Annotated in this window: 10 protein-coding genes; all 10 read left to right on the top strand. The window is 73.6% G+C overall.

The features are described from left to right. Window positions 1-15: 15 nt before the first annotated feature. The gene (locus M4D82_RS05060; protein ID WP_249764880.1) at window positions 16-1,608 is read left to right on the top strand and encodes an SDR family oxidoreductase; all 1,593 of its coding nucleotides are present in this window, start codon (window positions 16-18) and stop codon (window positions 1,606-1,608) included. 23 nt (window positions 1,609-1,631) lie between these two features. Next, window positions 1,632-3,017 carry a cryptochrome/photolyase family protein gene (locus tag M4D82_RS05055; RefSeq protein ID WP_249764879.1) on the top strand — a complete coding sequence of 462 codons (1,386 nt, stop codon included), beginning with the start codon at window positions 1,632-1,634 and terminating at the stop codon, window positions 3,015-3,017. A 42-nt stretch (window positions 3,018-3,059) separates the two neighbouring features. Next, on the top strand, window positions 3,060-3,653 hold the full coding sequence (locus M4D82_RS05050; RefSeq protein ID WP_249764878.1) for a histidine phosphatase family protein: 594 nt from the start codon (window positions 3,060-3,062) through the stop codon (window positions 3,651-3,653). A gap of 153 nt (window positions 3,654-3,806) precedes the next feature. Beyond that, window positions 3,807-4,964, top strand: a complete 1,158-nt coding sequence (locus M4D82_RS05045) for an AfsR/SARP family transcriptional regulator (protein WP_249764877.1) — start codon at window positions 3,807-3,809, stop codon at window positions 4,962-4,964. A 1,166-nt stretch (window positions 4,965-6,130) separates the two neighbouring features. After that, window positions 6,131-7,588 carry an IS701 family transposase gene (locus M4D82_RS05040; RefSeq protein WP_249764876.1) on the top strand — a complete coding sequence of 486 codons (1,458 nt, stop codon included), beginning with the start codon at window positions 6,131-6,133 and terminating at the stop codon, window positions 7,586-7,588. Window positions 7,589-7,684: 96 nt separating this feature from the next. Then, on the top strand, window positions 7,685-8,314 hold the full coding sequence (locus tag M4D82_RS05035) for an NAD(P)H-dependent oxidoreductase (protein WP_249764875.1): 630 nt from the start codon (window positions 7,685-7,687) through the stop codon (window positions 8,312-8,314). 277 nt (window positions 8,315-8,591) lie between these two features. Beyond that, window positions 8,592-9,764 carry a 3-deoxy-7-phosphoheptulonate synthase gene (locus M4D82_RS05030; RefSeq protein ID WP_249764874.1) on the top strand — a complete coding sequence of 391 codons (1,173 nt, stop codon included), beginning with the start codon at window positions 8,592-8,594 and terminating at the stop codon, window positions 9,762-9,764. A gap of 17 nt (window positions 9,765-9,781) precedes the next feature. Next, the gene (locus M4D82_RS05025) at window positions 9,782-10,552 is read left to right on the top strand and encodes a 2,3-dihydro-2,3-dihydroxybenzoate dehydrogenase (protein WP_249771475.1); all 771 of its coding nucleotides are present in this window, start codon (window positions 9,782-9,784) and stop codon (window positions 10,550-10,552) included. Between the two features lie 55 nt (window positions 10,553-10,607). Beyond that, the gene (locus M4D82_RS05020) at window positions 10,608-11,231 is read left to right on the top strand and encodes an isochorismatase family protein (RefSeq protein ID WP_249764873.1); all 624 of its coding nucleotides are present in this window, start codon (window positions 10,608-10,610) and stop codon (window positions 11,229-11,231) included. Further along, entirely contained in the window at window positions 11,228-13,108 is a 1,881-nt protein-coding gene (locus M4D82_RS05015) for an anthranilate synthase family protein (RefSeq protein ID WP_249764872.1), read from the top strand. The genes M4D82_RS05020 and M4D82_RS05015 overlap by 4 nt, the downstream gene beginning before the upstream one ends. Window positions 13,109-13,126: the final 18 nt, after the last annotated feature.

The raw sequence follows: 13,126 nt of genomic DNA, 5'->3' as shown, positions 1-13,126 counted from the left end.
GGAACGGAGACGTCCATGACCGGCCTGCACTGCCTGGTCACCGGGGCCACCGGATACATCGGCGGGCGACTGGTGCCCGAACTCCTCGACGTGGGCTTCCGCGTGCGGTGCCTGGCCCGTTCCCCCGAGCGGCTGCGCGACCACGCCTGGGCCGGCCGCGCCGAGGTGGTCCGGGGCGACGTCACCGATGCCCCCTCCGTCGCCGCGGCCCTGCGCGGCATCGACGTCGCCTACTACCTCGTGCACGCCCTCGGCACCGGCGACCGCTTCGAGGACCGCGACCGCGAGGCTGCCCGGATCTTCGCCGAACAGGCCCGCGCCGCCGGGGTCCGCCGGATCGTCTACCTCGGCGGCCTGATCCCCGCGGACGTCCCCCCGCACAAGCTCTCCCCGCACCTGCGCTCGCGCGCCGAGGTCGCGGACATCCTCCTCGCCTCCGGTGTCCCCACCACCGTGCTGCGCGCCGCCGTCATCATCGGCTCCGGCTCCGCCTCCTTCGAGATGCTGCGCTACCTCACCGAACGACTGCCCGTCATGGTCACCCCCAGCTGGGTCGGCACCCGGATCCAGCCCATCGCCGTCCGCGACGTCCTGCGCTACCTCGTCGGCAGCGCCGTCATGCCGCCCGAGGTCAGCCGGGCCTTCGACATCGGCGGCCCGGACGTGGTCACGTACGAGGAGATGATGCACCGCTACGCCGCCGTGGCGCGGCTGCCCCGCCGGCTGATCCTGCGCGTACCGATGCTGACGCCGAGGCTGTCCAGCCACTGGATCGGCCTGGTCACACCCGTTCCGCGAGGCCTCGCCCGTCCGCTGGCCGAATCGCTGCGCCACGAGGTGGTCTGCGACGAGCACGACATCGCCCGCTGGGTCCCCGATCCGCCCGGCTCCCCGATCGGCTTCGACCGGGCCCTCGCCCTGGCCCTCCAGCGGGTGCGGGAGGCCAAGGTCACCACCCGCTGGTCCAACGCGTCAGTGCCCGGGGCCGCCGGCGACCCACTGCCCACCGACCCCGACTGGGCCGGCGGCAGTCTCTACACCGACGAGCGGGAACGCGACGTCGACGCCCCACCGGCCGCGCTCTGGCAGGTGATCGAGGCGATCGGCGGGGACAACGGCTGGTACTCCTTCCCGCTCGCCTGGGCGGTACGCGGGTGGCTGGACCGGCTCGTCGGCGGCGTCGGCATCCGACGCGGCCGACGCGACGCCGCCCGGCTTCGGGTGGGCGACTCGCTCGACTTCTGGCGGGTGGAGGAGATCGAACCGGGCCGGCTGCTGCGGCTGCGCGCCGAGATGCGACTCCCGGGCCTGGCCTGGCTGGAGCTGTACGTGGACGACGCGCCGGCGGGGGGCGGCGCCGGCGGGGAGGAGGGCGGCGGCCCGACAGGCTCCCGGTATCGGCAGCGGGCCCTGTTCCACCCGCGCGGGCTGCTCGGACACCTGTACTGGTGGAGCGTGTCGCCCTTCCACGCCGTCGTTTTCGGCGGAATGGCCCGCAACATCGCTCTCGCCGCCCGACGCGCGGAGCGGACGCCGGGGCAACCGACCGGCGACGCGTCCGCCGAGTCCCCCGCGCGCGAAGGACCGGACGACGGCAGCCACGCGTAGAGCCTGATCGGAGCCCGAGCACGATGAACACCGCGGTGGTCCTGTACACCTCCGACCTGCGCTTACACGATCATCCGCCGTTGCGCGCCGCCCTCTCCTCCTGTGATCGGGTGGTCCCGCTCTTCGTCCGCGACCGGGCCGTCGACGCGGCCGGCTTCGCCGTACCCAACCGGCTGGCCTTCCTCGCCGACTGCCTCGCCGACCTCGACGCCGGACTGCGCGAACGCGGCGGCCGCCTCGTCGTCCGCTCCGGAGACGTCGTCGCCGAGGTCCGCGCCCTCGTCGTGGAGGCCGAGGCCGTCGAGGTCCACGTCGCCGCCGGGGTGAGCGCCTACGCCCAGGCCCGCGAGGAGCGCCTGCGCAGTGCCCTGGAGGCCCTGGGCCGGCGCCTGTACGTCCACGACGCGGTCGTCACCGCCGTCGCGCCCGGGGCGGTGCTTCCCAGCGGCTCCGGCACCGACCACTTCGCCGTGTTCACGCCGTACCTGCGCCGCTGGCGGGAACTGCCCCTGAGGGCCGTCGCACCCGCGCCGCGCCGCGTACGCGTCCCCGAGGGCATCGGCTCCGAGGAGCTGCCCCGCCGCTCCGCCGTCACCGGGACCTCCCCCGAGCTCGCGCGCGGCGGCGAGACGCGCGCCCGCCGGCTGTTGACCGACTGGCTGCGCGCCGGCATCACCCGCTACGAGGACGTCCACGACGACCTCGGCGCCGACGGCACCTCCCGCCTCTCCCCGCACCTGCACTTCGGCACCCTCTCGCCCTCGGAGGCCGTCCACCGCTGCGCCACCGCGCCCGGCGCCGGAGCGCAGGCCTTCGTCCGCCAACTGTGCTGGCGTGACTTCCACCACCAGGTGCTCGCCGCCCGCCCCCGGGCCGCCGTCGAGGACTACCGCCCCCGCCAGGACCACTGGCGCACCGGACCGGCCGCCGAGGATGAGATCCGGGCCTGGAAGGAGGGCCGCACCGGTTACCCGGTGGTCGACGCCGCCATGCGTCAACTGCGCCACGAAGGATGGATGCACAACCGGGCCCGGCTGCTCGCCGCGAGCTTCCTGACCAAGACCCTCTACGTGGACTGGCGCGTCGGAGCCCGCCACTTCCTGGACCTCCTCGTCGACGGGGACGTGGCGAACAACCAGCTCAACTGGCAGTGGGTCGCGGGCACGGGCACCGACACCCGCCCCAACCGGGTCCTCAACCCCGTCCGACAGGGCCTGCGCCACGATCCCGAGGGCCGCTACGTGCACCGTTGGGTGCCGGAGTTGGCCGGGCTGCCCGCGCCGGCCGTCCACGAGCCGTGGCGGCTGCCGGGTGCGCAGCGGGCGGCGTACGACTATCCGGACCCGCTGGTCTCCCTCGCCGACGGCCTGGAGCGCTTCCGACGAGGCCGCTCCCGCGACGTACCGTGACCCCCGTGCCCGCGCCGGGAGTCGGCCGCTAAGGTCCCGAGCATGAGTGATCTTCTGCTGGTACGACACGGTGAGACGGCCTGGAGCGCGAACGGGCGCCATACGGGGCTGACGGACGTGCCGCTGACCGCCACCGGGGTCGAAGAGGCCATCTCCCTGGCCCCGTTCTTCCACGACCGCCACACCGCCCTGGTGCTGACCAGCCCCCTCAGCCGGGCCGTCGCCACCGCCGAACTCGCCGGACTGGGCGACGGCGTCCCGGACCCCGACCTCCACGAATGGGACTACGGCGGCTACGAGGGCGTCACCACCGCGGAAATCCAACGCACCCACCCCCACTGGTCGCTGTGGACCGACGGCGTCCCGCCGGGCGACGGCCATCACCCCGGCGAGAACGCCGCCCAGGTCGGTGCCCGCGCGGACCGGGTCCTGGCCCGCGTCGAAACGGTCCTGCGCGCCGACCGGGGCGACGTCGTCCTCGTCGCCCACGGCCACTTCCTGCGCGTGCTGACGGCCCGCTACCTCGGCCTGCCCCCGACGGACGGCCGACTCTTCCTGCTGCGCACCGGCACCGTCAGCGTGCTCTCCACGGAGCACGGACTTCCGGTGGTGGCCGGCTGGAACACCCACCCCTGAGGCCCTCGTGCCGCCCGACCTCCCGGGCCCGGCGCGGTCGCCCCGCGAACGCGAGCGGAACCATAGCGAGGAGTGACCGGCTGTATACCGCCATCCGCGTATGTTTTCGAAGCGGCGGGCCGGTAGGGCGCACCGTGCAGAGAGGAGCCGTCCATGGAGTCCATCGCGCTGGTCTCGCGGGAACCCGCCGCACCCGGCGAGCCGGCGCTGCGGATCGGCGTACTCGGCCCCCTCGACGTGACCCTGGACGGAGTCCCCAGAACCCCGACGGCCCCGCAGGTCAGACGCGTCCTCGCGGTCCTCCTGCTGCGCGCCGGCCGGCCGGTGCCGCTCACCGCGCTGATCGAGGAACTCTGGGAGGCGGACCCCCCGCGCCTGGCCCGCAAGACCGTGCAGACGTACGTGTACCAACTGCGTCGGGCCCTCGACCGGCCGCTCGGCCGGCAGGCCCCGGAGCGGCTGGAGACCCGCACGAACGGATACCTGCTGCGACTGCGCCCGGAAGAAGTCGACCTCTGGGACTTCGAACGCCGCGTGGGAACGGCCCGGACCGCTCTTGACGCGGGCCGGGCCGATGAGGCAGCCGCCACCCTGCGCGGGGCCCTCGCCCTGTGGCGCGGCGACGCCTTCGCCGACGTACCGGCCGGACCCGAACTCGCCGCCCGCATCACCCGGATCGAGGCGACGCGGATGAGCGCCCTGGAGATGCGCGTCCAGGCCGACCTCCAGCTCGGCCGGCACGGCGCGCTCCTCGACGAACTGCGCCAGCTCACCGCCGAACACCCGCTGAACGAGCGGCTCGCCGCCGACCTGGTGCTCGCCGCCCACCGCTGCGGGCAGCGCGCCACCGCGCTGGACGCCTTCACCCGGCTGCGCCGCAACCTCGTACGGGAACTGGGCATCGAGCCCTCCGACTGGGTCCGCAAGCTCCAGCAGGACGTGCTCAGCGCGGCTCCCTCGCTGGGTGTGGCCACCCCGGCCCATCTCGTACGGGGCTCCGAGCCCGGCGGGGAGCCGGCCCGGCCCGCCGCGCCGGCCGCCGGGCCGCTGCCGCGCCGGGCGGGGCGCAGGCGGTACCGGCCGCGATGCCCGTACCCGTCACCGCCCCCGTGCCCGTCACCGCCCTCGCCCCCGGCGCGTCCGCCGCCCTCACCGTGCCCGCCGTACAGGCCGCCCCGGCCATCCCCCGACTGTCCCAACTCCCGCCGGACACGCCCGACTTCACCGGCCGGCGGCAGGAGCTCGACCGGCTGCTGGCCCTGGCCGCGCCCGGCGGCGACACGCGGCGGCGTACCGCCCCGCGCATCGTGACCGTCCTCGGGGGCATCGGCGCGGGCAAGAGCGTGCTCGCGGTGCGGGCGGCGCACCTGCTCAGCGGCCGCTTCCCCGACGGGCAGCTGTACGCCCGGCTGCACAGCGACCGCGAGACCCCGCTCAACCCGACCCTGATCCTGCGCTCGTTCCTGCGGGACCTGCACCTGGACTCCGTACCGACCTCCGACGGGGACCCCGGCGGCTGGGCCGAGGACGAACTCGCGCGCCGGTTCCGCGACCACACGGCGGGCCGGGCGCTGTTGCTGCTGCTGGAGGACGCCGCGTCGGCCCGGCAGATCCTGCCGTTGCTCCCCGGCGGCGACCGCAGTACGGTCATCGCCACCTCACGCGTGCGGCTGCCCGGCCTGCCGGGCGCCGCGCACCTGACGGTGGGGCCGATGAGCACCGACGACGGGGCCGCGCTGTTCTCCTCGGTGATCGGCCCCGAGCGGGCCTCGGGCCACCCCGCCGCCGTCCGGAGCATCGTCCGACTGATGGGTCACGTCCCGCTCGGGATCCGGGCGATGGGTGAGACCCTCGACGCCCGGCCCATGTGGTCGGCGACGGATTTCGCGGAACGACTGGCGAACGAGAGCCAAAGGCGGGTAGAACTGCGCGCAGGCACCTGGGACGTCCTCGCCCGGGTGGAACAGTCCTGCGCCCGGCTCCCCGGTCGTGCGCGCGAGGCACTGACCGTGCTCAGCCGTACCGTCGTCGGCACGTTCGGCGTTCGCGACGCGGCGCAACTGCTGGGGGTCCCCTCGGACTCCGCCGAGCAACTGCTGGGCATCCTGCTCGACCACCACGCGGTGGAGCTCGGCCCCTTGACCTACACCGCCTCCCCGGAGGTGGCCGTGGCGACCTTCCGGATCCCGGAGCTGATCCGGCTCGCGCTCATGGGCGGGCCGGAGTCGACCGGCCGGGAGCAGGCACCGCTGCCGGTGCCCGGACGTGAGGCGGTGTCCGCCGGTCGCCTCGCCCCGTAGTCCGGCCGCCCGGTCGGAAATGGCCGGATCCTGGGTTTACCGATCCTTGGCCTCCGCTTGGTCGCCTGCCGTGAGGCTGCGTCCTTGCGACCGCCGTGCCACCGGCGCGGCCGTCGACCGGCAAAGACAGGCAGGCGGGCCGGCCGGGGCGAACCCCCGGCCCGAGGGGAGACTTCCATGAGGAGCACGATCCTGCGGCACGACAGCGCGACCGGCGGGACCACCACGAGGACCACCACCAAGGCGATCACCCGGACCAGGACCGAAACCGCGACCGAGGCGGAGCGGCGTACGACCGACCACGGCTCCGTCGAGTGCGCCGGGCCCCAGGCCGCCCGGCGTTCCGACGGTCGGGACGCGGTGGTGTTCGAGCTGTGCTCGGGCCTCTTCGCGTCCATGCCGCGTACCGACCAGCGCGTGAAGGCCATCCACTACGTCCGGGGATTGCTCGGCGCCGAAGGCCGCAAGTCCATTCGCAACATCGCGACCCTGCTCGGCGGCGACGCGGCCGAGCAGAGCCTGCACCACTTCATCTCCAGCTCCACCTGGGACTGGACCCCCGTCCGCCGGGCCCTGGCCCAGCACATCGAGCGGATGGCGCCGCCCCAGGCCTACGTGGTGCACCCGATGATCATCCCGAAGGCGGGGGAGACCTCCGTCGGCGTCGAGCGCCGCTTCGTACCCGAACTCGGGCAGGTCATCAACGCCCAGCAGGCCGTCGGCGTCTGGGCGGCCGCCGAGGACTGGAGTTCACCGCTGCACTGGCGGCTGCACCTGACATCGCGCTGGCTGGAGGACGAGAACCGGCGCGCCCAGGCCTCGATCCCCGAGAGCACCGTGCAGGAAAGCCTCGCCCAGTGCTCGGTCGAGGCCTACCTCGGCATGATCCGGGGATCGGGACTGCCCATACGCCCCCTGGTGATGGACGCCCGCAACGCCGACGTCCTCACCACCGTGCACCGGCTGCGGGCCGCCGGCACGCCCTGGCTGCTGCGCGTGGACCCGTCCGTACGCCTCACCGTGCTGGAGCCGACCTTCCCCCGGCGAGGCGCCAGCATGACCGCCCAGCAGATCATGTCCACCGCCTGGCACATGCGCCGCCCCGACCCCCGCAGGCCGGGCGCCGGACCGGCCGGCCAGGCCGGACCCCCGGGCCAGCCCGCGCACCTGCGGGCCGTCCGCCGCCCCGGGTCCCTGGTGTCCATATCGGCCACGCTCACCGCCGACACCCGACGGCCCGTCGGCCGGCCCGGAGACCGCCCCGAGGAACTCCTGCTGCTCGGCGTCACCGACACCGGGCAGTGGCCGGCCGAACTGTGGCTCACCGACCTGACGGCGCTGCGCCCGGCCGAGTTGACCCAGCTGATCCGCCTCACCCACCGCGTCGACCGCGACCTCACCGAGGTCGCCGACCAGGTCGGCATCCGCGACTTCTCCGGGCGCTCCTTCAACGGCTGGCACCGCCACGCCACCCTGGCCTCCGCCGCGCACGCCATCGCCCTGCTCAGCGGTAGGCCGCAGGTCCGTCGCGGCGTCGCCGACGAGCCACTGGACCTGACCGATCCGACGTACCCGGAGGGGCGCGGCCGGGGCTATCTGACGGACCTCGGTGACCGACCTGACCTAGCCAGCTGAGCAGTTGACGGAAAGTCCGACGGGCCGTTGGCCACGCCCGACTCCTCGAACAGGATCGGGGCATTCCAGCCGAACGAAACCGAGGGATCCCCGGATATGACCAAGGTCGCCGTCATCTACTACTCCTCGCAGGGGAACGTCCACCAGCTCGCCGTGGCCGCCGCGGCCGCCGCCGAGAAGGCGGGCGCCGAGGTACGGCTGCGCCGCACCGCCGAACTGACCACCGAGACCGTCGTGCCGGGCAACGACACCTGGAACGCGAACTGGGCCGAGCACCTGGCCGCCGTCGCCGACGTCCCCGAGGCCACGCTCGACGACCTCGAATGGGCCGACGCCGTGCTGTGGGGCACCCCGGGCCGCTACGGCCTGCCCGCCGCCTCGCTGAAGCAGTTCATCGACCAGACCCTCCCGCTGCACTCCAAGCGCGGGCTGCTGAACAAGGTGATGTCCTCGTTCACCTCCACCGCCACCCTCCACGGCGGCCAGGAGAGCACCCTGCTCGCGCTGAACAACGCCTTCTACCACTGGGGCGCCATCATCGTGCCGCCCGGTGTCGCCGACCCGATCCAGCTCGCGCCGACCAACGGAAACCCGTACGGCGTCAGCAGCGTCTCCCGCAACGAGGCGGGCAACGTCACCGAGGACAACCTGGCCGCCATCGAGTACCAGGCGCGTCGCACCGTCGAGATCACCGCCGCGCTCCGCGCCGGCCTCGCCGACGCCTGATCCGGCGGGTCCGGGACGCCGAGCCGAAGCCGGCGCCCGTCGCCGCCGACACGGCCCCGCCCTGACCCACGGGCGCCGGGACCCTCCCTCCCGGCGCCCGTCGCCGTTTCCGTACGGCAGCCGGCCCCGCAGCGCCGGAGCCTTACTCGCGCTCCGCCGCTCCCCGCCTGCCGTTCACCTCCTCTCTCCCACTTCTCTCTCCCTCTTCGTCACCTCGCCGCCCGCGCGCACCGTCCGCGCGAGCGCGCGCCCGCGCCCATCTACTCGGAGGAACTCCGTGGACAACGCCGACATCGGCATCCGGCTGAAACCCGCGCTACAGCAGCCGGACTGGGACGACCCCGCGCAACTGCGCCGGGTCCGCGAGGAACTCCTGGTCCGGCCCCCCCTCGTCGACGGGGAGGACGTCCGCACCCTGCGCGGCCTGCTCGCCCGCGTCGCGGCGGGTCAAGCCCACGTGGTCCAGGTCGGCGACTGCGCCGAGGACCCCGCCGAATGCACCCCGGACCACGTCTCGCGCAAGGCCGCCGTCCTGGACCTCCTCGCCGGGTCCCTGCGCCTGATCACCGGCAAGCCCGTCCTGCGCGTCGGCCGGATCGCCGGCCAGTACGCCAAGCCGCGCTCCAAGCCCACCGAACACATCGACGGCGTCGAACTGCCGGTCTTCCGGGGCCACATGGTCAACGGCCCCGAGGCCGACCCCGACAGCCGCCGCCCCGATCCGCTGCGCCTGCTCACCGGCTACATGGCCGCCGACGACGTCATGCGGGGCCTCGGCTGGCGCGCCGGCGGCGCCGGCGCAGGCATCGACGCCAAGGTGTGGACCAGCCACGAGGCCCTGCTCCTCGACTACGAGGTGTCCATGCTCCGCCCCGACGACGCGGGCGGCACCCTGCTGGCCTCCACCCACTGGCCCTGGATCGGCGAACGCACCCGCCAGGTCGACGGCGCGCACGTCGAGCTGCTCTCCCGCGTCAGCAACCCGGTGGCCTGCAAGGTCGGCCCGAACATGACCCCGGCCGAACTCCTCGCCCTGTGCGAACGCCTCGACCCCGACCGGGAACCCGGCCGCCTCACCCTGATCTCCCGCATGGGCGCCGACGCGCTCCCCGACGCCCTGCCGCCCCTGGTCACCGCCGTCCGCGAGGCCGGACACCCGGTGATCTGGCTGACCGACCCGATGCACGGCAACACCGTCAGCACCCCCGACGGATACAAGACCCGCTACGTCGCCACCGTCGAACGCGAGGCCGTCGCCTTCCACTTCGCGGTCACCGAGGCCGGCGGCGTCGCCGGCGGCTTCCACCTGGAGACCACCCCCGACGCCGTCACCGAATGCGTCTCGGACCCGAGCGCCATCGAGCGGGTCGGCGAGTTCTACACCAGCCACTGCGACCCGCGACTCAACCCCGGACAGGCCATCTCGGTCGTGTCCAGCTGGAGTTACTGATGGACGGCACAGACGGCATGGACGGCACGATCGCCCTGGTCACCGGGGCCGCCGGCGGGATCGGCGGCGCGGTGGCCCGCGCCCTCGGACGGCGCGGCGTCCTCGTCGCCGCCGTCGACCGCGACCCGGAGCACCTGCGCCGGGCCGTCGAGGAACTCACCGCCCAGGGAGTCAAGGCCACCGCCTACCCCACCGACGTCACCGACAGCGCCGACGTCGAGGCCACCGTGGAGCGCGTCGAACGCGAACTCGGTCCCATCGGCCACCTCGTCAACGCCGCCGGCGTCCTGCGCCTGGGCCAGGCACGCGAGTTCTCCGACGAGGACTGGAACGCCACCTTCGCCGTCAACGCGACCGGCGTCTTCCACGTCTCGCGGGCCGTCGTCAACCGCATGGCCGAACGCGCCAGGGGATCCCTGGTGACCGTCGCCTCCAACGCGGCCGGCACCCCCCGCTCGGACATGTCCGCCTACGCCGCCTCCAAGGCCGCCGCCACCATGTTCACCAAGAGCCTCGGCCTGGAGGTCGCCCGCCACGGCATCCGCTGCAACGTGGTCGCCCCCGGATCCACCGACACCCCGATGCTCCGCTCGATGTGGCACGACGAGTCCGGGCCGCAGGCCTCCATCCGGGGCAACGGGGAGACGTTCCGCGTCGGCATCCCGCTCGGCCGCCTCGCCCAGCCCTGGCACATCGCCGACGCCGTCGTCTTTCTGCTCTCCGACGAGGCCTCGCACATCACCCTGCACACGCTCACCGTCGACGGCGGCGCCACCCTCGGCGTCTGACCGCCCCCCAACCACCCCTTTTCCGTTTTCCGCGCACGAAGCAAGAGAGGACGCCATGGCCGGCATCCCGACCATCGAGGCCTACCCGATGCCGACATCGGGGGACCTGCCCCTCAACACCGCCGCCTGGTCCGTCGACCCGGACCGTGCCGTGTTGCTGGTCCACGACATGCAGCGCTACTTCCTGGCCCCCCTGCCCGAGCCCCTGCGCACCGAGCTCGTCCACAACGCCACGCTGCTGCGCGAGCGCTGTGCCGCGCTCGGCGTGCCCGTCGCCTACACCGCCCAGCCGGGCGGGATGACCGACCGGCAGCGCGGGCTGCTGAAGGACTTCTGGGGGCCGGGGATGCGCACCTCGCGCGCCGACCGCGAGATCGTCGAACCCCTCGCCCCCCGCCCCGAGGACTGGGTGCTCACCAAGTGGCGCTACAGCGCCTTCCACCACACCGACCTGCTGGCCCGCATGCGCGACGCCGGTCGCGACCAGCTGGTGGTGTGCGGGGTGTACGCCCACGTCGGGGTGCTGGCCACGGCCGTCGAATCCTTCAGCCACGACATCGAGACCTTCCTCGTCGCCGACGCCCTCGGCGACTTCTCCGAGGAGGAACACCACCGGACCCTGACCTACGCCGCCCAGCGCTGCGCCGTGGTCACCACCGCCAAGGAGGTCCTCGCGTGACCCCCGACCGGCCGGACCTGCTGGCCCGCGTCCTGGGCCCCGAGCCGCCGCCGTTCGCCCTGCTCCACCGCCCCGAGGCCACCGGGCCGGGCGTCCTGGAGGTGCTCGTCGGGAAGGTGTCGCACCCCGAGACCCTCGACGCCGTCCCCCTGGACGCGCGCCCGGCGACACCCGGCTCCGCCGGCGGGCACCAGGCACTGGTCCTCGTACCGTTCCGGCAGATCCGCGAACGCGGCTTCGAGGCACCCGACGACGGCTCGCCGCTGATCGCCCTGACCGTCACCGCGCAGGAACGCCTCCCGCTCGCCGAGGCCCTCGCCCGCATCGAGGACCGGCCCATCCGGCTCTCCGGAGGCGGCTTCGACATCGAGGACGCCGACTACGCCGACATCGTGCGTCGGGTCATCTCCGACGAGATCGGCACCGGCGAGGGCGCCAACTTCGTCATCAAGCGGTCCTTCACCACCGAGATCGACGGCTACACCCCGCACAGCGCCCTCACGCTCTTCCGCCGGCTGCTGGAACAGGAGTCCGGCGGCTACTGGACCTTCGTCGCGCACACCGGCGGCCGTACCTTCGTCGGCGCCACGCCCGAGCGGCACATCAGCGTCCACGGCGGCACCGCCGTCATGAACCCCATCAGCGGCACCTATCGCTACCCGGCCACCGGCCCCACGCTGCCGCAGGTCATGGACTTCCTCGCCGACCGCAAGGAGACCGACGAGCTGTACATGGTCGTCGACGAGGAACTCAAGATGATGGCCCGCATCTGCGAGGGAGGCGGCCGCGTCGTCGGCCCCTACCTCAAGGAGATGGCCCGCCTCGCGCACACCGAGTACCTCATCGAGGGCCACACCACCCGCGATCCGCGCGAGATCCTGCGCGAGACGATGTTCGCCCCCACCGTCACCGGCAGCCCCCTGGAGAGCGCCTGCCGCGTCATCACCCGCTACGAGCCCCACGGCCGCGGCTACTACAGCGGCGTCGCCGCCCTCATCGGCCGCGACGACGACGGCGCACCGGCGCTCGACTCGGCCATCCTCATCCGCACCGCCGACATCGACGCCGCCGGCCGCGTCCGGATCGGTGTCGGCGCCACCCTCGTCCGCCACTCCGACCCCGAGTCCGAGGTCGCCGAGACCAAGGCCAAGGCCGCCGGCCTGCTCGCCGCGCTGGAGGCCGACCGGCCCACCGGCTTCTCCGCCCACCCTGACGTACGGGCCGCCCTCGCCCGTCGCAACGACTCCATCGCCGGCTACTGGCTGGCCGGCGAGGCCGACCGCGCCGTGCCCCGGGCCCGACTGGCCGGCCGGTCGGTCCTCGTCGTGGACGCCGAGGACACCTTCACCTCGATGATCGCCCACCAACTGCGCTCCATGGGCCTGCAAGTGACCGTCAGCCGGTTCGACGAGCCCTACGCCCTCGACGCCCACGACCTCGTCGTCATGGGCCCCGGCCCCGGCGACCCGCGCGACACCGCCCACCCCAAGATCGACAAGCTGACCGGCGACATCCGCCGGCTCCTCGCCGAGCAGCGGCCCTTCCTCGCCGTCTGCCTCAGCCATCAGGTCCTCTCCCGCCGACTCGGCCTCGAACTCGCCCGACGTGACACCCCCAACCAGGGCGTCCAGCGACAGATCGGGCTCTTCGGCCGCACTGAACACGTCGGCTTCTACAACACGTTCGCCGCCCGCAGCGCGGAGGACAAGGTCGAGTGCGAGGGCGTCGGCGTCGTCGAGGTCAGCCGCGACCCCGCCACCGGCGAGGTCCACGCCCTGCGCGGACCGCACTTCGCCTCCGTCCAGTTCCACCCCGAGTCCGTCCTCACCCGGGACGGCGTCCGCATCGTCGAGTCCCTGCTCAACGACCTCGTCTGACAGATCCTGCGAAACCTC

The organism is Streptomyces sp. RerS4, from assembly GCF_023515955.1.
Lineage (GTDB): Bacteria > Actinomycetota > Actinomycetes > Streptomycetales > Streptomycetaceae > Streptomyces.
The sequence above is the reverse complement of the archived record's forward strand: the minus strand, read 5'-3'. Positions and strand labels throughout refer to the sequence as shown.

What these genes read in the sequence shown, in the direction of transcription:
- M4D82_RS05020 (WP_249764873.1), top strand. Translation starts at nt 10,608, where the DNA reads ATGGCCGGCATCCCGACCATCGAGGCCTACCCGATGCCGACATCGGGG.
- M4D82_RS05025 (WP_249771475.1), top strand. Translation starts at nt 9,782, where the DNA reads ATGGACGGCACGATCGCCCTGGTCACCGGGGCCGCCGGCGGGATCGGC.
- M4D82_RS05050 (WP_249764878.1), top strand. Translation starts at nt 3,060, where the DNA reads ATGAGTGATCTTCTGCTGGTACGACACGGTGAGACGGCCTGGAGCGCG.
- M4D82_RS05060 (WP_249764880.1), top strand. Translation starts at nt 16, where the DNA reads ATGACCGGCCTGCACTGCCTGGTCACCGGGGCCACCGGATACATCGGC.
- M4D82_RS05045 (WP_249764877.1), top strand. Translation starts at nt 3,807, where the DNA reads ATGGAGTCCATCGCGCTGGTCTCGCGGGAACCCGCCGCACCCGGCGAG.
- M4D82_RS05055 (WP_249764879.1), top strand. Translation starts at nt 1,632, where the DNA reads ATGAACACCGCGGTGGTCCTGTACACCTCCGACCTGCGCTTACACGAT.
- M4D82_RS05035 (WP_249764875.1), top strand. Translation starts at nt 7,685, where the DNA reads ATGACCAAGGTCGCCGTCATCTACTACTCCTCGCAGGGGAACGTCCAC.
- M4D82_RS05040 (WP_249764876.1), top strand. Translation starts at nt 6,131, where the DNA reads ATGAGGAGCACGATCCTGCGGCACGACAGCGCGACCGGCGGGACCACC.